This window comes from Pseudomonas sp. FG98 (assembly GCF_057808595.1).
Genome location: NZ_JBMDIJ010000007.1, coordinates 96,911 through 115,412 on the forward strand (window position 1 = coordinate 96,911; position 18,502 = coordinate 115,412).

The following is an 18,502-nucleotide window of genomic DNA, read 5'->3' on the forward strand; positions in this document are numbered from 1 at the left end:
GGAGCCGCAGATTTCAATGATAAGTACTTGCTATAAAAGCATCATCCAGCGTTGTACCGCCAAAAGTATTCAAGAATTCTTGTGCACTGTTGAATTTTAAGAAGTTGTGCCGGTGAATGAGATGAAAGTTATCGCAATGTTCACAAATTTCTTGAATGTTGTGTGATGAAACGATAATCGTAGTGCCGTTGTCGCGGGCTTTTTTGAGGAACTCCCAGATGTAATGACGATATTCGGGGTCTACGCCGGCGGTGGGTTCATCGAGAATCAGTAACTCCTTTGAGAAGGAAATTAGTGAAAGTGTAAAGAAAAACCTTATTTCTCCGTAGCTGCAATGGCTGGGGCGTTTCTTCAACATTTCGCGGAATTTTTCTGCAAGACGTATATCCCAATCTTCAAATAGTTTTGTTGTATGGGAGAGGGACGGAATTTGGGGGCATAATAGAGCGCCGGTCATTTCGTAAATTTCTTTCATCGACAATCCTGCAGGCATTCCGAGTGTTTGTGACAAGTAAGAGTGCTGTTTCGTAAAGTTAAGCAGTTTTCCTTGGTCGGGAAATTGGACGGAGCATAGCAAGTCAAAAAATGTAGTTTTTCCTGCACCGTTTTTTCCTATGATTCCGGTGATTTCATTCTTCTCAATAGAAATGGTTGCTTTGTCAAATATTATCTTGTCTTTGAATTTTAAAGACATGGATTCCGCTTTTATAGCGACCATTAGTATCTGCTCCACACAGGATTGATTCTTAGCTTTGCCGAGGTCATGGCAAGGGTGAGGGCGAGTATCAGGCTGGCACCTATCAGGAAGGGTTCCGGGCGAGTACTGCCATTCATTATGTTTTTTGAGGTTGAAAAGATATTTAGATGGTTTATTGCTTCGAGAGTGTGACTGTGGGCTTTGGGTGTGAGTAATGCCAGGAGAATCATTGTAAACATCAAGACTGAAATTGCGGTGTTCGCACTTTGGAATTTAAGTTTGCAGTTGGCCAAAATAAGTGCGGGAGAGCAAAATATTATGAAGCAAATTAGGAATCTGTAGAGGATATTAACCAGTTCCGCAAGGTTATACGGGGAGAATGCGGGTTTGGTGATGATGTAAAATGTTATGCAGTAGGCTGTTGCTGATATTAAATAGCAGGCCAGATGCGAGATAAGGAATATGTTTTTGGCTTCGGGAGTATATATGAATGACCTGATGAAGCCGCTTTCCCTTCGTCCGACAATATAGAAGGCGACACCAAAAAACGCTACGGTGCACGCGACATAGGCATAAAATCCAGCTGTGGACTGGGCATAGTTGTCATTATTGAATCCTGTTGCGGCACTATTGTAGGTTATGAAATAGAACAGGGCGCATGGAGAGATTAATGTCCATAACAGGGATATAGGTTCTCTTAACTGCTCGCGGAGGAATATGGTAGTGAGTCTTAATGCTCTGGTGGGTTTTTCAAATTTCATGGGAAGGGTACCATCGAGCTTTGACGGGTTTCGTCAATCTGGTGGATGAAATTATCAGAGTACTTGTTCTGGATGTTTAGGTGTGAGGAGTTGTTCATGTGCATAAAGGCTGTTGGTGATACGTACTTGCAGAAAAAATAAGTTCTACGGGAGATTTTAGTTGGCTTGATGTAGATATAGCCTGATATGCCAGATTGTTTAATTGCGCTGACTAATGTGTTTGTATTTATTGGTTTGGTCGGCGTTTGGCTCTTGGTATCTGATGTGATTAGGTTGTTTGCTATGTTGAGGTAGGTTGAATGGTTGTTGATATTCAGAAAGTGACGAAGATATGGATCTTTGATACTTTCTATGTCGTTATTGAATGTGTGGAAGTTCCTGATGAATCGAAAGGTCTGCCAGAGCTCATATATAGACTTTTCGAGAGCTGCCTCTTGAGAGTCGCCATATGCCATTCCCGCGCAGTAATGCACGTGATGTTCTGGGGCGCTGGCGCCATACAAGACAATTATGCATTTGCCAGGGAAGTTCTCATCGCTAATGTCGAGAGCTGTCACGCTTCCGCTGGATGCTAATGCTTGAAGTATTGGAAGAGCACCTGATAGGGGTAGTCTGCTGTGATAATCTGGCAAATTTAATTCATGGTTGCATTTTTTTGTTAGCCAGAACTTCAGTAGAAACTGGCGTTCAATCGACTCTTTTATTGCGCCGAGTATGGCGTTTTCAAGGTTCCAGTGAAAGCTACAGCCACAGGTGTCGCGAACAGGATGGAATCTATTGTCATTCCCTAGATTAGTTGGGCTTATCGAGATGCAGACAGTTGGTATTTCACAGTTTGAAAAGTCCGATAATCGCTTGACGGAGGTTTTGTGAAACATGTGACTATATAGAGAGTCAGGAGTTTTCGAACTGAGCATGGTCTGTTGAAAAGCGCGGGTGAAGTTGGTTGTTTCTTGATCTTCCAATGTGTCGCTCAATAAAGACTTTCTATGTGATGAGACTTCGGAGAAAAAGTGTCTTCTTTCATAATACTCTCCTAGGCTGGACAGTGCTGCGCTGTTACCCAAACCAATACCAGAACCGTATCTTCCCCAAAAGTCACCAATCTCAACGACATGGGGATGATGTCGAAGCAACGCTGGCTGGAAAAGGGCCGTTGTGGGTTGGTCAATGTTGAAAGAGCGCGTGAAGTATCTCATTTCAATGTCCTATGAACTGAACGCAAAGCGGTAGTGAAAGCGCAGGGTTTATCGACAAGGCATTACTCACCATATGGTCGGTATAGCCTGACCATACCCTATTTTTAAGGCCGAGTTTCTTGCAGTGCAGGTCAATCAGCATATACATTGAGCCTACTTCCATTAGGGCTAGCCGATAACCGCGAGATTTGTATTTGAATAGTGTTTTGGGTAGATAAGCCATGTAGATCAGAGCACAGTATGGGGTGCCAATTGTGCTGCCGACAGGTAGTATTGCCTCTTTTAAGTAACTGGCAGGGCGACTTGATTTGATCGCTTCGAATGTTAATGAGTTGGGAAGAAGATGGAGTATGTCTGATTCTTCTGGCCAGAATTCGTTCGTAGGGTTTATACGACAGCAGAACACATCAATCGGATAAAGCGCCCCGCCGCTAGGGTATCCACGATGGTAAGTGTCTGGCTTGACTGCGACCAGTGGGGATACCAGTGTCGTAAGAGTCCTGAAATCTACTGGTCTACTGGAAAAGAAATCACAAGATTGATCGCGCAATAAATTAGAGTCTTCTGGAAGTGTTTTTATTTTTTGACCTGAGATTATGCCTTCGTCAAGAAGGTTGTATCTAAGTTCATTGCCTGAAAGTAGCTCGATTTCCTTGTTGGATAACGAGTGTAGCTTTGTAAGGTGTTGGGTGGCTGAGTGTAGACAGAAATTACCTTGTGCATGAAATTTTAATGTTTTGTAGTATGTTTTAGGGTCTGTAAGTCTGAGGTAGTTATCATGCGGTATGGTTTTCATGGTTAGCCTTCAAACAGTCGCACATGTGCCAATGTGGCAAGATTTCTTCTGCCACGCGTCCATTATTTAAATCCACTGTTGAGTTGGTAAGAATATTGTCTTGAAATAGTTTGTGGTTAGTGCTTGATAAAATTGTATTTATCTTTTTTGATATCAGTCCGACGACCATTGAGTGTTGGAGCATAGAAAGTTTTGGGTTTTGAAAGTCAGCTGAGTTCGATGTACAGAAATTCAACATGGCACTCCATGCACAGGCTCCATCAGCTTGGGTTTCGAAGTGGATTGCTCGGCTAAGTGAACAAAATAGGCACGGATTCCCTAGGTCGGCGGAGTAGGGTTGAGTAACAGTGAAAGTGGCGGGGGAGAAATACCCGCAAATAATAAAGCTTTTTGGTAGTGTGTTTGACGCTTCGAAATATATATGCTTCAACTCGCTGGTGTTATGTGATCCAGGAAGAAGTATTATCAAGCTTCTTTCGTGGGTCACGCTGTTCAGCGCGTTTAGATGTAGTGGCAAGTGAGTTAGTGGTAGAGGGATTTCACTGTCCAAGAGGTTGATCGTATGTTGCTTTCGCTCTTTCCAGTCGTGAAATATATAAACGGAGTCAAAGTAATTGGGTGGTACATCATATTGTATTTTTAGGTGGTGATGTAGTTGCTCTGATATGGGTTTTTCAAGGTCGTACTTGGCAAGAATTGACTCAAGAGTCTCGAGATCAATTGTTTTTTCACAGATCGGTTTTAGCTCTTCAAGTGCTGTAATAAGTTTTTTGGAATTTATCCGTGAGATACCTTTTTCTGAACCGATCAGGCTGTAGTTTTCGAAGTTGAGAATTTCATAGTTTTGGATTTTTATTCGCATTTTTCTCACTCCCTCAAAGTAGGCAGTGCGGCCGCTAACTGCCTACTTCTGGATTTAGTTAACTATAGTGTTCATTGTTTGTTTTCGTGCTGATGCTGCTGCATCCGCCGCCGCAACCACCACTTCCGCCACTCCCACCACTGCACCCGCCACCGCCACCGCTTCCGCCACTTCCGCCGCCACCACCAGAACCACCTGAGCCACCATTGTTTGCTGACTCATACTCATTAAATTTGTCACTAAGCGGCAGTAACATTTCGCACATGTCGTTGTTCATTTTCTTAACTCCTTTGAAGTGATTTCCTCTTGTGTAAGAGGTGGGAAATAATTAGCTGGTAGGCTGGGCAGTGTCAAATGCGGGGCGGCGAGCAGACTTTCACAATGTTCTCCGCACAGGAGGCTTTTGTAGGAAAAGTCTTTCAGTTAATTCTTGTTTGTGCGTGAGAAATATTAGTGCTTACTAAGGTTGGGCGCAGAAAAGAGGATGCTTCCGAAAGAGGCGTAGAAATTTTCTGTGCTGTTTGAGTGTTTTGTTTTTAAATAGGGGTGATATGGATTTATATTTTTTATGGCTCTCTATAAGTATGCGACGAGTGGTCGTTTTGGCTGCCGGTACTTCCACCTGTGCTGGTCAGATTTTACAAAGGCATCAAGAAGAAATGCGTTATATCTAAACCTGAGCAGCTAACTTAACTTTCTCATCCGGCAAATCTAGACAGTAGAGTCAACAATAAGTGGCTTTGAACGAAGGAGAGCGGGCGTAGATGACGGCTGAACATTCCCCAGGACATGCTGCCGCGCTGGGGTGAGCACCATTTCGGGGGCGAGGAATGAAGGCCCTCGTCATCGCGCTGCTGGTAGTCCTGAGCGCCACCGGCTGCGCCACGGTGCGCACCCTGGATGCGGCCATGCCGGGGGCGCCGGTGGTGTACTCGGGCACGCGGTTGGACCTGTATGCGTTGCAGGGCGGCTGTTGCGCCGAAGACCGCTTCGGCACCGAGGCCCCGAAATATCCGGGGCTGGACCTGCCTGGGAGCATGGTGCTGGATACGGTGTTGTTGCCGTTGTCGGTGCTGACGGTGCTGGGGGTGGGTTTTCAGGCCTCGGGTGGGCTTTAGGGCCTCATCGCCGCCGTACGGTGATGAGGCCCTTTGATCATTTCCCCAACTTGCGCAACTCATCCGACTCGACGATCCGCACCCCATCCTTCTCTTCCAGCGCCAACCGCCAAAGCGCCCGAGCCAGTTGGCAGGCTTCGATACCGTGGTACTTGCCCGGGATCAGTTTCGACAGGCTCCCCGCCAGCTTTTCCGCCAGTCGCGGTTCGGCTCGCTCACCGAGCAGCAGCGAGGGCCGGGCGATGGTCAGTTGCGGCCAGTCCTGCGCGATCAGCGCTTGCTCCATTTCGCCCTTGACCCGGTTGTAGAACACCGACGACTTGGGATCGGCGCCAATAGCACTGACTACCAGCAAGTGCCGCGCACCCATTTCCCGGGCGCGTTTGCTGAAGGCCACCACCATGTCCAGGTCCACCGCGCGGAAGGCATTTTCCGAGCCCGCCTGCTTGATGGTGGTGCCCAGGCAGCAGAAGGCGGTGTCGACCCGGCCGCTGAGTTGCGGCAGGAATACCGCCGGGTCGCCGACCGGGTTTTCCAGGTGCGGGTGTTCGGCCAGTGGCCGGCGGGTGGGCGCGAGCACGCGGCTGATGGTCGGCTCGTTGAGCAGACGATCAAGCAGGTGTTCACCGGTAAGGCCGGTGGCTCCGGCAAGCAGGATGTGCTGCGGCGTCAGGTACATGATGTTTCTCCCTTGATACGCTCAGCTTAGTGGCTGGCGGGGCTTTTTTCCTCAACCGCAGCGGTACTTTGCAGGGCCTTCCGGGCTTGTTGCTGGCGCAGTTTTTGCCAATGTGCCAGTACGCCTTTCGGGGCCCAGATCTGCGGTTCGGACGCCTCGAAGTCCTCGGCTTGTTCTCGTTGGGCCACATGGGCCCTGGCAAGTTCGAACGCCTGTTGCAGATCATCGGTCTGGTTCAACGCCTGGGCGAACAAGGCGTCGCCGAAGTAGGTGAAATCCGCCTCTTCGGAACAGCCGAACGAGACCCGGTCCGCCCGCGAGGCGGTCATGATCAGGGTGCGTTCGTCCTTGAGAGGATCGATGTAGCCTCCGGAGTAGCAGGCAGAGATGACGATGACCTTGTCGCGCTCCTTGAGCGGGGCAAGGGCAGCAGCCAGCTCGTCGGCGGGCAGGTCGGCCAGTTGCAGGCGCGGCTGGTCGAGCACCAGTTCGTGTTCGTGGCTGCCGTGGGTGGTCAGGTAGATGAACACCAGGTCTTCCGGGCCGCTGCGCTCGGCCAGGCGCTGGGCGGAGCGGGCGAGGTTCTCGCGGGTGGCCATGGCGCGGTCGGCCAGGTGGTCGCGGTGATTGACCAGGGTGATCTGGCCGACGGCGCCGAAGCGGGTCTTGAGCATCTCGCTGACATAGTCGGCCTCGCGCAGGAACACGCTCTGGTTGCCGTCGCCGGCCAGGGTCAGGCTGTACAGTTCGATGTCGGCGGTGGAGGCGGGGACCTTGGCCAGTTCCTGCTCCAGCAGGCCGCCCTGGTTGAGCAGTGCCTGTTCCAGTGGATCGGGCAGCAGGCGGCCCTTGCTGTCGCGTACCCTCAGGCCATTGATCCAATGGCCGTCCTCGACCTTGCCATCGGACAGGACCAGGCGCCCGGTGCCCTGATAGGCATCGTTCTCGAAGCCGCCGCTGTAGACGCTGCCGTCCGCCAGTTGCAGGCGGCCCTTGCCAGCGAAGCGCCAGTCGCGGAAGCCGCCCTTGTAATGGCTGCCATCGACGGCGAACAGTTCGCCTGGCCCACTCAGCGAGCCATCCTTGAATTCGCCGATCCAGACATCGCCGTCGGCATTCTCGTAACGACCGCGACCTTCCAGGCGATTGGCCCTGAATTCGCCGATGTACTGGTCACCTTCCGCGCTATTGAAGGTGCCGGTGCCATTCAGTTCGCCATCGACGAAGCGTCCGCTGAACTGGTTGCCGCTGGTGTCGCTGCGCACGCCTTCGCCGTTGGGTTTGCCCTTGGCGAACTGGCCCTGGTATTGGCTGCCGTCAGCCAGTACCAGCTTGCCGGCGCCACTGTATTGATCGTCCTTGAACTGGCCGCTGTAGTGTTGGGCGCCATCGCGAAGAGTGCCTTCGCCATCGCGGCGCCCCAGCTTGAAGCCGCCGGTGTAGCTGCTGTTGTTGGTGGTCAGCTTGCCCTGGCCGTGGAACAGGCCTTGCTGGAACTGGCCGGTATAGACCTCGCCGTTGCTGCCGTGCCATTCGCCCTGGCCATCCCACTGGCCATTGCTGAAGTGACCGGCGTACCAGCTGCCATTGGGATAGTCGATGCGTCCTTCGCCTTGCAGCAGGCCATCCACCACTTCGCCCCGGTAGCGGCCGCCATCGGGCAGACGGGCGTCGGGTGGCGACAGCGATTCCCCGTCGCCACAGGCGGCGAGCAGGAGAACCAGGGCAAATGGAACGATAGGGCGCATGACGGGGTCCGGGGGATCGAGGTCCTCGAGTATGCCGCAGAAGCCGGGTGAGGGTGAAACGGCCCGTAGGCCGTTTCGGTAGGGCGGAGTCAGACGAAGGCGAGGGACAGCGGTTCAGCGATATAGGCGGGCTTGTCTTCACCTTCGATTTCCAGGGTGGCGGTAGCCTTGAGCAGCCACTGGCCCGGTTTCTTCTCGGTGACCTCGCTGAGGCTGACCGCCAGGCGCACCCGCGAGTCGACCTTTACCGGCTGGATGAAGCGCACGCTGTCCAGACCGTAGTTGACCACCATCTTCAATCCTTCGGGGAGAACCAGGATGTCCTCCATCAACTTGGGGATCAGCGACAGGGTGAGGAATCCATGGGCGATGGTGCTGCCAAATGGCGTTTTTGCCGCCTTCGCCGGGTCCACATGAATGAACTGGAAGTCCCCGGTGGCTTCGGCGAACAGGTTGATACGCTCTTGTTCGATCTTCAGCCATTCGGAACGTCCCAGTTCCTTTCCAACGTACTGCGACAGCTCTGCAACGGGTACATAGGGCATCGCGACTCTCCTGATTGTCTTTGAATTCTTTGTGACCAGCGAAGATACGAATGCCTAAGATCAGCACGCGATGATGGCTCGGTCAAGTGCCCATGACCCGGGCGAATGTCGGGGTATAGGCGGGTCGATAGCGTGCTTATAATGGCCGCCGGTATAGAGGGGAGAGATGCGATGTTGTTGCGTGGTTTGACCTGGCTCGTGCTGTTCCAGTTGCTGGGAACGGCGATCAATCACCTGCTGGTGCCCATCCTGCCCGGCCCGATCATCGGCCTGGTGCTGTTGCTGGTGTTCCTGATGGTCCGCGGCGAAGTCGGCGCGCCGCTGAGCGAAGCCTCCTCCAGCCTGCTGCGTTACCTGCCGTTGCTGCTGGTGCCGCCGGCGGTGGGGGTGATGGTCTATGCCGCCGATATCGTCGCCGATTTCTGGGCCATCGCCGGCGCGCTGGTGCTTTCGCTGATCCTGGCCATGGCTTTCTGTGGCGTGCTGATGCAGAAGATGATCAACCGCAGCAAGCACTCCGGGGAGCGCCCATGATGCTCGATTGGCATGGCGCGACCCAGGCGGTGATCCATCATCCGCTGTTCGGCATCGGCATTACCCTGGCGGCCTATCAGATCGTCATCGCCGCCTACGAGAAAACCCGCTGGATCTTCCTCCAGCCAGTCCTGGTGTCGATGCTGGTGGTGGTCGGCGTGCTGCTGAGTTGCGGCCTGACCTACGCCGAGTACCGCAAGAGCACGGAGATCATGAACATCCTCCTCGGCCCGGCTACCGTGGCCCTGGCCGTGCCGCTCTACCTCAACCTGCGGCGCATCCGCCAACTGTTCTGGCCGACATTTACTACGCTGGTAGTCGGAGGCGTGTTCGCCACCGGCATCTGCCTGCTGCTGGGCTGGTGGTTCGGTGCCGAGCACATGATCCTGATGACCCTGGCGCCGAAGTCGGTGACCTCGCCCATCGCCATGCTGGTAGCCGAGCAGATCGGTGGGGTGGCGGCCCTGGCGGCGGTGTTCGTGCTGATCACCGGGGTGATCGGGGCGATCTTCGGTCCAGCCCTGTTGACTGGCCTGGGCGTGCGCAGCCCCGAGGCCCGCGGCATGGCCCTGGGCTTGACCGCTCACGCGGTAGGGACATCGGTGGCCTTGCAGGAAAGTGAAGAGTGCGGGGCTTTCGCAGCCCTGGCCATGAGCCTGATGGGCGTGGCCACCGCGGTGTTCCTGCCGCTGGCGGTCAGCCTGGTTGCCTGAGGAACTGCAATGAGTTTGCCCCTGTTCACCCTGAATACCGTGTTGTTTCCTGGCTGTAACCTGGATTTGCAGATCTTCGAGGCGCGTTACCTGGATATGATCGGCCGCTGCATGAAGCAGGGCGGCGGCTTTGGTGTTGTGTGCATCCTTGAGGGCGAGCAGGTCGGCAAGGCGCCGGAGTCCTTTGCCGGAATCGGCTGCCAGGCCCTGATCGAGGATTTCCAGCAGCAGGACAACGGGCTGCTGGGGATCCGGGTGAAGGGCGAGCGGCGCTTCATGGTCGACGACTTCGAGGTGCGCAAGGACAACCTGCTGGTAGCCGATGTGCGCTGGCTCGACGAGCAGGCCGACCAGCCGCTCGACGAGGAAGACGATGACCTGCTGGCGCTGCTCATGGCCCTGGCCGAGCATCCGATGGTCTCGGGGCTGGACATGGCCAGCGGAGTCACCGGCAAGCAGGCCTTGGCCAATCAGTTGGCCTACCTGCTGCCCTTCGACGACCAGGACAAGCTCAAGCTCCTGGCCATCGACTCTCCCACCCAGCGCCTGGTTGCGATCCAGTCGTTGCTCGACCGCATCCAGGGCGAACTCTTCGCCTGACCCTCAGTAGGAATAACGCAGCAGCGCGTGAGGCAAGGCGTGCAGGGTGAAGAACGCCAGTACGCCGACGCAGGCCGGCAGGATCAGCCACCAGACTCGCAGTGGCATGGCCGTCAGCGGCTCGCGGTACTGGATCAGGGTCAGGCTCATGGCACAGACACAGCAGGCCAGCAGGCCGCCGGCGAGGATGTCGGTCGGCCAGTGCACGCCGAGATAGACCCGCGACATGGCGATCGACAGTGCCGGCAGGCAGCCCAGCAGGATCCAGGTCAGGCGCATGCGCGGCGGTTGGCTGCGGCCGGCGAGGATTGCCAGGGTCAGGAAGAAGGCGAAGGAGGCCGAGCTGTGGCCGCTGGGCATGCTGTAGGTGGTCAGCGGATCGGTCAGGACTTCCGGGCGGGCGCGGGCAAAAAACCACTTCAGGCCGGCGTTGCAGATCGCCGTGCCGCCCAGGGTTGCGGCGGCGAACAGGGCCGGGCGCCATTGCCGGGCGAGCATGAGCATGGCGACCAGCATGGCAGCGACGGTGAACTGGGTGCGGAAGTCGCCGAGACGGGTGATCAGCACCATGATGCCGTTGAGGTAGTCGCTGCGATGCTCCTGGACCAGCGCCATCAGGCCTTGGTCGAAGTGGGTCAGGTAGGGCCAGCCGAAGAAGGTGGCGGCCAGCATCACCAGGCTCACTGCGGCGATCAGTCGGGTGCCACGGGGCTGGGCACGCAGTGAACTGTTGATGCTCACGCCAACCAGGATGGCGAGGCCCGCTGCCACCACGCCAGCCTGCGGCCAGAAGCCTTCCGGCAGTGGCAGGCGCATCGCCGCGCCGGTTGCCCAGCCCGGCAGCAGGTAGGCCAGCGACCAGCCAGCGGCGGAAATCAGGCTGACCGCGATAAAGCGCGGCAGCGGCATGTCGAACATCCCCGCAACCATCGGCAGCATCGGTCGCAGTGGCCCGATGAAGCGGCCTACCAGCAGGCTGGCGATGCCATAGCGCTGGAAGTAGGTTTCGGCGCTGCCGATCCATTCCGGGTGGTGGCGCAGCAACGGCAAGCGGCGAATGTTCTGATGGAAGCGGCGGCCCAGGGTGTAGGAGATCGCGTCCCCCAGCAGTCCGCCGAGGAAGCCCAGGAGCAGGGTTTCATGCAATGACAGCGCGCCGCTGCCGGCCAATACGGCCACGGCGAACAGCAATACGGTGCCGGGCACGATGATCCCGGCGATGGCCAGGCACTCGATGCAGGCCACCAGAAAAATCGCCAATCCCAGCCATTGCGGATTTGCGGTCAGCCAGCCGGTCAGGCTGTCGAGCCATGGGCCCATCGTGTCAGTTTCCTTGTGTCAGAAAGAAGAAGTCGCGGCCTTCGACTTGGCCGCGACGCAGCGGGTTCCGCGTGCAGTAGCGGGCAAATTCGGCATCGACGAAACGCAGCGGCAGATGTTCGTCGCGGCCTTGGGGAATGCCCAGCCGGCTGGTCTGGATTATGTGTTGCACAATGATTCCGCAATCCTCGACGAACAGCTGTTCCGGATCGAACCTCTTGGCGTCCCAGTTCGGCACTTTCAGGCCCATGGCCTTGCACAGCAGGGTCTGGCCGGCGCACAGGCGCTCTGGCGGGCGCAGGCCACCACTGGCGTCGGGGTTGTTCAACTGCATTTGTGCCAGGCTGTTGCTGTCGGAGACAGCGTCCACCCAGGGGTATGCGGATTTGATCAGTACTGCGTTGCCCGGGCCCTGGGCGCTGAAATTCAGCGAGTCGCCACCGCGGGCGTAGTACATGTAGATATGCCCGCCATCGAGGAACAAGGCTTTTCGTTTCTCGGTGTAACCAAGGGAGGCATGACTGCCTTTCTCGTCGAGGTAGTAGGCCTCGGTCTCGATGATTCGCGCCGACAGCCAGTACGGTCCCTGGCGATGGCGGATGATCTTGCCCAGCAGTTCCTTGGCCAGAGTCTGTGCGTCACGGTCGAAGAAGGCATTGGGCAGGACCCGGGGCGGGCAGGGGGCGGGTTGCGACATCGTGGCTCTGGAAGAGGGAAATGAAGCCCGGATGATAGCAATTTCTTCCTTTACCCAAGCTGAACATACAAGCCAAAGGATCCGCAGACACGAACCTTGTGGGAGCGGGTTTACCCGCGATGGCGATATTGAATTCACTGGCGCCATCGCGGGTAAACCCGCTCCCACAAGGTTCGTGTCGGTCATTCAATCTGTAATCCCCTTCCTACCATCCGACTGTCTCCGCTGGGCGTACAACCCCATGACAGTTATACTCATCCGATTTTCCCCACCGCCAAGACACTGAGCCCCATGACTGAGTCCGTTCTTGACTACATGACCCGCCTGGGTCGCGCCGCCCGCGAGGCGTCCCGCGTCATCGGCCGTGCCAGCACCGCGCAGAAGAACCGCGCCCTGCATGCCGCCGCCAACGCCCTGGACGCTGCTCGCGCCGAACTGTCCGCAGCCAACGAGCTGGACCTGGCCGCCGGCCGGGCCAACGGCCTCGAGCCGGCCATGCTCGATCGCCTGGCCCTGACCCCGGCCCGCATCGACGGCATGATCGTCGGTCTGCGCCAGGTCGCCAGCCTGCCGGACCCGGTGGGCGCGATCCGCGACATGAGCTATCGGCCGTCGGGCATCCAGGTTGGCAAGATGCGCGTGCCGCTGGGGGTGATCGGGATCATCTACGAGTCGCGCCCCAACGTGACCATCGACGCCGCGAGCCTGTGCCTGAAGTCGGGCAACGCCACCATCCTGCGTGGCGGTTCCGAGGCCATCCATTCCAACCGCGCCATCGCTGCCTGCATCCAGCGCGGCCTGGCCGAGGCCGGCCTGCCGTCGGCAGTGGTCCAGGTGGTGGAAGTCACCGACCGCGAAGCCGTTGGTGCACTGATCAGCATGCCGGAGTTCGTCGATGTCATCGTTCCGCGCGGCGGCAAGGGCCTGATCGAACGCATCAGCCGTGATGCCCGGGTACCGGTGATCAAGCACCTGGACGGCATCTGCCATGTCTACGTTGGCGAGCACGCCGAACTGGACAAGGCCCGGCGCATCGCGTTCAACGCCAAGACCTATCGCTACGGCATCTGCGGCGCCATGGAAACCCTGCTGGTGGATTCGAGCGTCGCTGCCGAGTTCCTGCCGGAAATGGCCCGCCAATTCCGGGAAAAAGGCGTCGAACTGCGTGGTTGCGAGCGCACCCGCATGGTCATCGATGCCAATCCGGCGAGCGAGGAAGACTGGGGTACCGAGTACCTGGCGGCGATTCTCTCGATCCGCATCGTCGACGGTGTCGACGCGGCGATCGAGCACATCAACCACTATGGTTCGCACCACACCGACTCCATCGTCACCGAGCACCAGGGCCTGGCCCGGCGTTTCGTGGCCGAAGTGGATTCGGCCTCGGTGATGATCAACACCCCGACCTGCTTCGCCGATGGCTTCGAGTACGGTCTGGGTGCGGAAATCGGCATTTCCACCGACAAGCTGCACGCCCGCGGCCCGGTCGGACTGGAAGGCCTGACCTGCGAGAAGTACGTGGTCGTCGGCGACGGCCAGTTGCGTGGCCAGGAGTCCTGCTGAGTTGAGCAAGGCCCCGGCGATCCGGCGGATCGGCATTCTTGGCGGCACTTTCGACCCCGTGCACATCGGCCACCTGCGCAGCGCGCTGGAAGTGGCCGAGTTCATGGGCCTCGACGAGCTGCGCCTGCTGCCCAACGCCCGCCCGCCACACCGCGATACCCCGCAGGTGGCTGCGCAGGATCGCCTGGCCATGGTCCGTTGTGCGGTAGACGGCGTCGAACGGCTGAGCGTGGATGACCGCGAGCTGTCCCGGGACAAACCGTCGTACACCATCGACACCCTGGAGTCGCTGCGCACCGAGCTCGGTGCCAGCGACCAGTTGTATCTGCTGATGGGCTGGGACGCCTTTTGCGGGCTGCCCGGCTGGCATCGCTGGGAAGAGCTGCTGAAACACTGTCACATCCTGGTCCTGCAACGCCCGGATGCCGACGTAGAACCCCCAGACGAGCTGCGCAACCTGCTGGCTGCGCGCTCGGAGAGCGATCCCACCGCCATGTCCGGCCCGGCGGGGAACATTTCGTTCGTCTGGCAGACGCCGCTTTCGGTGTCCGCCACACAGATCCGACAGCTGCTGGCCAGCGGCAAGTCGGTGCGGTTCCTGGTGCCGGACGCAGTACTGGCCTATATCGAGACGCACGGGCTGTACCGTGCGTAGAACGGCAGGCGCCCACGGGCGCCGCTTTCAATGAGTTGAACGAGTTTTTTATGACCAAGCAGAAAATCACCGGCGAAGAGCTGGTCCAGCTGGCCAAACTGGCCCTGGAAGAAGTCAAGGCCCAGGACATCCAGGTCATCGACGTGCGCGACAAGCACAGCCTGACCGACTACATGATCATCGCCACCGGTACCTCCAACCGGCAGATCAACGCGATGGCCGAGAAGGTCCGCGAGATCGTCAAGCAGAAAGGCGTGATGCCCCTGGGTGAAGAAGGCAAGGGCGACAGCGACTGGGTCCTGCTCGACCTGAACGACGTCATCGTGCACATGATGACCGCCGCTGCCCGCCAGTTCTACGACCTGGAACGCCTGTGGCTGGGTGCCGAGCAGAGCCGTGCCGCCGATGGCAAGCACCACAGCCCGGAAAACACCCACGAGCATTTCGCCAAGCTCAACAAAGACCTGGACTGAGGTAGCGTCGTGCGTCTGCGTCTGATTGCGGTCGGCTCGCGCATGCCCAAGTGGGTCGAGGAAGGCTGGCACGAGTACGCCAAGCGCCTGCCGTCGGAGCTGTCCCTGGAGTTGGTGGAAATCCCGCTGAACACCCGGGGCAAGAACGCCGACGTCGCCCGCCTGATCCGCCAGGAGGGCGAGGCGATGCTGGCCAAGGTCCAGCCGGGTGAACGGATCGTCACCCTGGAGGTCCATGGCAAGCCCTGGAGCACGGAGCAACTGGCGGTCGAGCTGGACCGCTGGCGGCTGGATTCGCGCACCGTCAACCTCATGGTCGGTGGCCCGGAAGGGCTGGCGCCCGAGGTCTGTGCGCGCAGCGAGCAGCGCTGGTCGCTGTCGCCGCTGACCCTGCCGCATCCCCTGGTACGGATACTGATCGGCGAACAGATTTATCGCGCCTGGACGGTTTTGTCCGGGCACCCTTATCACAAATAAGCCTGTAAGCCCTTTCAATGTCGCAGCCGATTCGCCTCAAGGATCACGAGAAAGACGCCCGCCTGGTGCGTAGCCGCGTCGTGGTCGGTGCCGTGGCAATCATTTTGCTGGTCTGCGTCCTGATCGCTCGCCTGTACTACCTGCAGGTGATCCAGTACGACTATCACTCCACGCTGTCGGAGAACAATCGGGTGCATGTGCAGCCGATTCCGCCGACCCGTGGGCTGATCTTCGACCGCAATGGCGTGATCATTGCCGACAACCGGCCCAGCTTCAGCCTGAGCATGACCCGCGAGCGCTCCGGCGACTGGCAGCATGTGCTCGACGTGATCGTCGAGGTGCTGGAGCTGACCCCGGATGACCGCGCGCTGTTCGAGAAACGCATGAAGCAGGGGCGTCGGCCGTTCGAGCCGGTGCCGATCCTGTTCGAGCTGACCGAGGAGCAGATCGCCCGGGTTGCGGTGAACCAGTTCCGCCTGCCCGGTGTGGAAGTGGTGGCGCAGTTGGTGCGGCATTATCCCCAGGGTGCGCATTTCGCCCACTCGGTCGGCTATGTCGGGCGGATCAACGAGAAAGAGCTGAAGACCCTCGATCCGGTCAACTACAGCGGCACCCACCATATCGGCAAGACCGGCATCGAGCGCTTCTACGAGCCCGAGCTGCACGGCCAGGTGGGTTACGAGGAAGTCGAGACCAACGCTCGCGGTCGTGTACTGCGGGTGCTCAAGCGCACCGACCCGATTCCCGGCAAGGACATCGTCCTCAGCCTCGACATCAAGTTGCAGGAAGCGGCCGAGCAGGCCCTGGGCGGGCGCCGCGGTGCCATCGTCGCCCTCGACCCGCGTACCGGTGAGGTCCTGGCGATGGTCAGCCAGCCGAGCTTCGACCCCAACCTGTTCGTCACCGGCATCAGCTTCAAGGCCTATGCCGAACTGCGTGACTCCATCGACCGGCCGCTGTTCAACCGCGTGCTGCGCGGCCTGTACCCGCCGGGCTCGACCATCAAGCCGGCGGTGGCCATCGCCGGCCTGGATTCCCAGGTGGTAACGCCGTCTACCCGGGTGTTCGACCCGGGTTACTACCAGTTGCCCAACTACGATCACAAATACCGTAACTGGAACCGCACCGGTGACGGCTGGGTCGACCTCGACACGGCGATCATGCGTTCCAACGACACCTATTTCTACGACCTCGCGCACAAGATGGGCATCGACAAGCTGTCCAGCTACATGAACCGCTTCGGCATCGGGCAGAAGGTCGCCCTCGACATGTTCGAGGAATCCCCGGGCCTGATGCCGTCCCGCGAGTGGAAGCGTGCCACCCGCCGTCAGGCCTGGTTCCCCGGCGAGACGCTGATCCTCGGCATCGGCCAGGGCTACATGCAGGCCACCCCGCTGCAACTGGCCCAGGCCACGGCGCTGATCGCCAGCAAGGGCAAGTGGAACCGTCCGCACCTGGCCAAGACCATCGAAGGCCAGCCGCCGGTGGACCCGAACCCGATGGAAGACATCGTCCTGCGCGACAAGGCCGACTGGGCCCGGGTCACCCACGGCATGGAGCAGGTGATGCAGGGCGCTCGCGGCACCGCGCGCAAGGCCGCCATCGGCGCGCAATATCGCATCGCCGGCAAGAGCGGTACCGCCCAGGTCGTGGCGATCAAGCAGGGCGAGAAGTACGACCGCAGCAAGGTCCAGGAGCGCCACCGCGACCACGCCCTGTTCGTTGGCTTTGCCCCGGCCGAAGATCCGAAGATCGTCATCTCGGTGATGGTGGAGAACGGTGAGTCCGGTTCGGGCGTGGCTGCGCCGGTCCTGCGCCAGGTGATGGACGCCTGGCTGCTGGACGAAAACGGTCGCCTCAAATCCGAATACGCTGCCCCCAATGCCTCTGTTGCCCAGGAAACGGTCCAGTGAAGAGTAATTTCGACCGCATGCTCTCCAGCGAGGACGTGATGCGCCGCCGCGCCAGCTTCCTGCAGCGCATCCATATCGACGGTCCCCTGCTGATCCTGCTGCTGACCCTGGCCGCCGGCAGCCTGTTCGTCCTCTATTCCGCCAGCGGCAAGAACTGGGACCTGCTGCTCAAGCAAGCGTCCTCGTTCGGTATCGGCCTGGTTTCGATGTTCATCATTGCCCAGCTGGAGCCGCGCTTCATGGCGCGCTGGGTGCCGCTGGCCTACGTGACCGGGGTGATCCTGCTGGTGGTGGTGGACGTCATGGGCCACAACGCCATGGGCGCGACGCGCTGGATCAACATTCCCGGGGTGATCCGCTTCCAGCCCTCGGAATTCCTCAAGATCATCATGCCGGCGACGATCGCCTGGTACCTGTCCAAACGCACCCTGCCGCCGCATCTGAAGCATGTGCTGATCAGCCTGATCCTGATCGGCATCCCCTTCATCCTCATCGTTCGCCAGCCGGACCTGGGTACGGCGCTGCTGATTCTCGCTTCCGGTGCCTTCGTCCTGTTCATGGGCGGCCTGCGCTGGCGCTGGATCATCAGCGTGGTCACGGCGGCGGTGCCGGTGGCGGTGGCCATGTGGTTCTTCGTCATGCACGACTACCAGAAGCAGCGCGTGCTGACCTTCCTCGACCCGGAAAGCGACCCGCTGGGTACCGGCTGGAACATCATCCAGTCCAAGGCGGCGATCGGCTCCGGCGGCGTCTTCGGCAAGGGTTGGCTGCTGGGCACCCAGTCACACCTGGACTTCCTCCCAGAAAGCCATACCGACTTCATCATCGCCGTGATGGGCGAAGAGTTCGGTCTGGTGGGCATCTGCGCCCTGCTGTTGATCTACCTGCTGCTGATCGGCCGCGGGCTGGTGATCACCGCCCAGGCCCAGACCCTGTTCGGCAAGCTGCTGGCCGGCAGCCTGACCATGACCTTCTTCGTCTATGTCTTCGTCAATATCGGTATGGTCAGTGGCCTGCTGCCCGTGGTGGGCGTGCCGCTGCCCTTCATTAGTTATGGTGGAACTTCGCTGGTGACGCTGCTGTCAGCGTTTGGCGTTCTCATGTCGATCCATACCCACCGCAAATGGATCGCGCAGGTTTGATCAAGGTGAA

At 58.4% G+C, this 18,502-nt stretch carries 21 protein-coding genes; 10 read left to right on the forward strand and 11 right to left on the reverse strand.

Features of this window, described 5'->3' with window-relative positions:
* Positions 1-13: 13 nt before the first annotated feature.
* Genes ACODSK_RS07655 through ACODSK_RS07680 form a run of 6 tightly spaced genes read right to left on the reverse strand, consistent with a single transcriptional unit; the run spans position 14 to position 4,543 of the window.
* A complete protein-coding gene (locus tag ACODSK_RS07655) occupies positions 14-718 on the reverse strand; it encodes an AAA family ATPase (RefSeq protein WP_489015029.1) in 705 nt (234 codons plus the stop codon).
* Positions 718-1,458 (reverse strand): ABC transporter permease, encoded by a 741-nt coding sequence (locus ACODSK_RS07660; RefSeq protein ID WP_489015031.1) that lies wholly within the window; start codon positions 1,456-1,458, stop codon positions 718-720. Before ACODSK_RS07660 ends, ACODSK_RS07655 begins: the two co-directional genes overlap by 1 nt.
* Positions 1,455-2,657, reverse strand: coding sequence for a YcaO-like family protein (locus ACODSK_RS07665; RefSeq protein WP_489015033.1), 1,203 nt, complete (start codon positions 2,655-2,657; stop codon positions 1,455-1,457). Before ACODSK_RS07665 ends, ACODSK_RS07660 begins: the two co-directional genes overlap by 4 nt.
* Position 2,658: 1 nt before the next feature.
* Entirely contained in the window at positions 2,659-3,453 is a 795-nt protein-coding gene (locus tag ACODSK_RS07670; RefSeq protein ID WP_489015035.1) for a nitroreductase family protein, read from the reverse strand.
* Complete coding sequence (locus tag ACODSK_RS07675; RefSeq protein ID WP_489015037.1) at positions 3,434-4,315, reverse strand: McbB family protein; 882 nt, start codon at positions 4,313-4,315, stop codon at positions 3,434-3,436. Before ACODSK_RS07675 ends, ACODSK_RS07670 begins: the two co-directional genes overlap by 20 nt.
* Before the next feature lie 54 nt (positions 4,316-4,369).
* Positions 4,370-4,543: a hypothetical protein gene (locus ACODSK_RS07680; protein ID WP_489015038.1), complete on the reverse strand. Its 174-nt coding sequence runs from the start codon at positions 4,541-4,543 to the stop codon at positions 4,370-4,372.
* A 602-nt stretch (positions 4,544-5,145) separates the two neighbouring features.
* On the opposite strand from ACODSK_RS07680, the gene ACODSK_RS07685 reads away from it, so the two are divergent.
* Entirely contained in the window at positions 5,146-5,433 is a 288-nt protein-coding gene (locus ACODSK_RS07685; protein ID WP_489015040.1) for a YceK/YidQ family lipoprotein, read from the forward strand.
* A gap of 37 nt (positions 5,434-5,470) precedes the next feature.
* Here ACODSK_RS07685 and ACODSK_RS07690 read toward each other — a convergent pair whose 3' ends face one another.
* The 3 genes from ACODSK_RS07690 to ACODSK_RS07700 all read right to left on the reverse strand — a co-directional run bounded on the left by ACODSK_RS07690 (position 5,471) and on the right by ACODSK_RS07700 (position 8,405).
* Positions 5,471-6,112, reverse strand: coding sequence for an oxidoreductase (locus ACODSK_RS07690; RefSeq protein ID WP_489015042.1), 642 nt, complete (start codon positions 6,110-6,112; stop codon positions 5,471-5,473).
* Positions 6,113-6,138: 26 nt separating this feature from the next.
* Positions 6,139-7,860, reverse strand: a complete 1,722-nt coding sequence (locus ACODSK_RS07695; RefSeq protein ID WP_489015044.1) for a C13 family peptidase — start codon at positions 7,858-7,860, stop codon at positions 6,139-6,141.
* Between the two features lie 89 nt (positions 7,861-7,949).
* Positions 7,950-8,405 (reverse strand): MaoC family dehydratase, encoded by a 456-nt coding sequence (locus tag ACODSK_RS07700; protein WP_489015046.1) that lies wholly within the window; start codon positions 8,403-8,405, stop codon positions 7,950-7,952.
* A gap of 171 nt (positions 8,406-8,576) precedes the next feature.
* Here ACODSK_RS07700 and ACODSK_RS07705 point away from each other — a divergent pair, with 171 nt between their 5' ends.
* From ACODSK_RS07705 to ACODSK_RS07715, 3 genes are read left to right on the forward strand one after another with little or no spacing between them, the layout of a single operon-like run.
* Positions 8,577-8,939 carry a CidA/LrgA family protein gene (locus ACODSK_RS07705; protein WP_489015048.1) on the forward strand — a complete coding sequence of 121 codons (363 nt, stop codon included), beginning with the start codon at positions 8,577-8,579 and terminating at the stop codon, positions 8,937-8,939.
* Positions 8,936-9,652 carry an LrgB family protein gene (locus ACODSK_RS07710; protein WP_489015050.1) on the forward strand — a complete coding sequence of 239 codons (717 nt, stop codon included), beginning with the start codon at positions 8,936-8,938 and terminating at the stop codon, positions 9,650-9,652. Before ACODSK_RS07705 ends, ACODSK_RS07710 begins: the two co-directional genes overlap by 4 nt.
* A 9-nt stretch (positions 9,653-9,661) precedes the next feature.
* Complete coding sequence (locus tag ACODSK_RS07715; RefSeq protein ID WP_489015052.1) at positions 9,662-10,252, forward strand: LON peptidase substrate-binding domain-containing protein; 591 nt, start codon at positions 9,662-9,664, stop codon at positions 10,250-10,252.
* A 3-nt stretch (positions 10,253-10,255) separates the two neighbouring features.
* On the opposite strand, the gene ACODSK_RS07720 is transcribed toward ACODSK_RS07715, so the two are convergent.
* A complete protein-coding gene (locus ACODSK_RS07720; RefSeq protein ID WP_489015054.1) occupies positions 10,256-11,572 on the reverse strand; it encodes a bifunctional DedA family/phosphatase PAP2 family protein in 1,317 nt (438 codons plus the stop codon).
* A 4-nt stretch (positions 11,573-11,576) separates the two neighbouring features.
* Entirely contained in the window at positions 11,577-12,269 is a 693-nt protein-coding gene (locus ACODSK_RS07725; protein WP_489015056.1) for a DNA-3-methyladenine glycosylase, read from the reverse strand.
* 291 nt (positions 12,270-12,560) lie between these two features.
* Between ACODSK_RS07725 and ACODSK_RS07730 the strand changes: the two genes are divergently transcribed.
* From ACODSK_RS07730 to rodA, 6 genes are read left to right on the forward strand one after another with little or no spacing between them, the layout of a single operon-like run.
* The gene (locus ACODSK_RS07730; protein WP_489015058.1) at positions 12,561-13,832 is read left to right on the forward strand and encodes a glutamate-5-semialdehyde dehydrogenase; all 1,272 of its coding nucleotides are present in this window, start codon (positions 12,561-12,563) and stop codon (positions 13,830-13,832) included.
* Between the two features lies 1 nt (position 13,833).
* Positions 13,834-14,487 (forward strand): nicotinate-nucleotide adenylyltransferase, encoded by a 654-nt coding sequence (gene nadD, locus ACODSK_RS07735; RefSeq protein ID WP_489015060.1) that lies wholly within the window; start codon positions 13,834-13,836, stop codon positions 14,485-14,487.
* A gap of 50 nt (positions 14,488-14,537) precedes the next feature.
* Positions 14,538-14,960 carry a ribosome silencing factor gene (gene rsfS / locus ACODSK_RS07740; protein ID WP_489015062.1) on the forward strand — a complete coding sequence of 141 codons (423 nt, stop codon included), beginning with the start codon at positions 14,538-14,540 and terminating at the stop codon, positions 14,958-14,960.
* A gap of 9 nt (positions 14,961-14,969) precedes the next feature.
* Positions 14,970-15,437 (forward strand): 23S rRNA (pseudouridine(1915)-N(3))-methyltransferase RlmH, encoded by a 468-nt coding sequence (gene rlmH, locus ACODSK_RS07745; RefSeq protein ID WP_009397919.1) that lies wholly within the window; start codon positions 14,970-14,972, stop codon positions 15,435-15,437.
* A gap of 17 nt (positions 15,438-15,454) precedes the next feature.
* A complete protein-coding gene (mrdA, locus tag ACODSK_RS07750; RefSeq protein ID WP_489015064.1) occupies positions 15,455-17,350 on the forward strand; it encodes a penicillin-binding protein 2 in 1,896 nt (631 codons plus the stop codon).
* Positions 17,351-17,388: 38 nt separating this feature from the next.
* The gene (gene rodA / locus ACODSK_RS07755; RefSeq protein WP_489015219.1) at positions 17,389-18,492 is read left to right on the forward strand and encodes a rod shape-determining protein RodA; all 1,104 of its coding nucleotides are present in this window, start codon (positions 17,389-17,391) and stop codon (positions 18,490-18,492) included.
* Positions 18,493-18,502 lie beyond the last annotated feature (10 nt).

Bases quoted from the DNA above. Each gene is read 5' to 3' on its own strand.
- ACODSK_RS07665 (WP_489015033.1), bottom strand. From the start codon at position 2,657: ATGAGATACTTCACGCGCTCTTTCAACATTGACCAACCCACAACGGCC.
- ACODSK_RS07695 (WP_489015044.1), bottom strand. From the start codon at position 7,860: ATGCGCCCTATCGTTCCATTTGCCCTGGTTCTCCTGCTCGCCGCCTGT.
- ACODSK_RS07685 (WP_489015040.1), top strand. From the start codon at position 5,146: ATGAAGGCCCTCGTCATCGCGCTGCTGGTAGTCCTGAGCGCCACCGGC.
- ACODSK_RS07730 (WP_489015058.1), top strand. From the start codon at position 12,561: ATGACTGAGTCCGTTCTTGACTACATGACCCGCCTGGGTCGCGCCGCC.
- ACODSK_RS07675 (WP_489015037.1), bottom strand. From the start codon at position 4,315: ATGCGAATAAAAATCCAAAACTATGAAATTCTCAACTTCGAAAACTAC.
- ACODSK_RS07700 (WP_489015046.1), bottom strand. From the start codon at position 8,405: ATGCCCTATGTACCCGTTGCAGAGCTGTCGCAGTACGTTGGAAAGGAA.
- ACODSK_RS07710 (WP_489015050.1), top strand. From the start codon at position 8,936: ATGATGCTCGATTGGCATGGCGCGACCCAGGCGGTGATCCATCATCCG.
- ACODSK_RS07715 (WP_489015052.1), top strand. From the start codon at position 9,662: ATGAGTTTGCCCCTGTTCACCCTGAATACCGTGTTGTTTCCTGGCTGT.
- rodA (WP_489015219.1), top strand. From the start codon at position 17,389: ATGCGCCGCCGCGCCAGCTTCCTGCAGCGCATCCATATCGACGGTCCC.
- rsfS (WP_489015062.1), top strand. From the start codon at position 14,538: ATGACCAAGCAGAAAATCACCGGCGAAGAGCTGGTCCAGCTGGCCAAA.
- ACODSK_RS07705 (WP_489015048.1), top strand. From the start codon at position 8,577: ATGTTGTTGCGTGGTTTGACCTGGCTCGTGCTGTTCCAGTTGCTGGGA.
- ACODSK_RS07720 (WP_489015054.1), bottom strand. From the start codon at position 11,572: ATGGGCCCATGGCTCGACAGCCTGACCGGCTGGCTGACCGCAAATCCG.
- ACODSK_RS07680 (WP_489015038.1), bottom strand. From the start codon at position 4,543: ATGAGTATGAGTCAGCAAACAATGGTGGCTCAGGTGGTTCTGGTGGTG.
- ACODSK_RS07655 (WP_489015029.1), bottom strand. From the start codon at position 718: ATGGTCGCTATAAAAGCGGAATCCATGTCTTTAAAATTCAAAGACAAG.
- ACODSK_RS07690 (WP_489015042.1), bottom strand. From the start codon at position 6,112: ATGTACCTGACGCCGCAGCACATCCTGCTTGCCGGAGCCACCGGCCTT.
- ACODSK_RS07725 (WP_489015056.1), bottom strand. From the start codon at position 12,269: ATGTCGCAACCCGCCCCCTGCCCGCCCCGGGTCCTGCCCAATGCCTTC.
- ACODSK_RS07660 (WP_489015031.1), bottom strand. From the start codon at position 1,458: ATGAAATTTGAAAAACCCACCAGAGCATTAAGACTCACTACCATATTC.
- mrdA (WP_489015064.1), top strand. From the start codon at position 15,455: ATGTCGCAGCCGATTCGCCTCAAGGATCACGAGAAAGACGCCCGCCTG.
- ACODSK_RS07670 (WP_489015035.1), bottom strand. From the start codon at position 3,453: ATGAAAACCATACCGCATGATAACTACCTCAGACTTACAGACCCTAAA.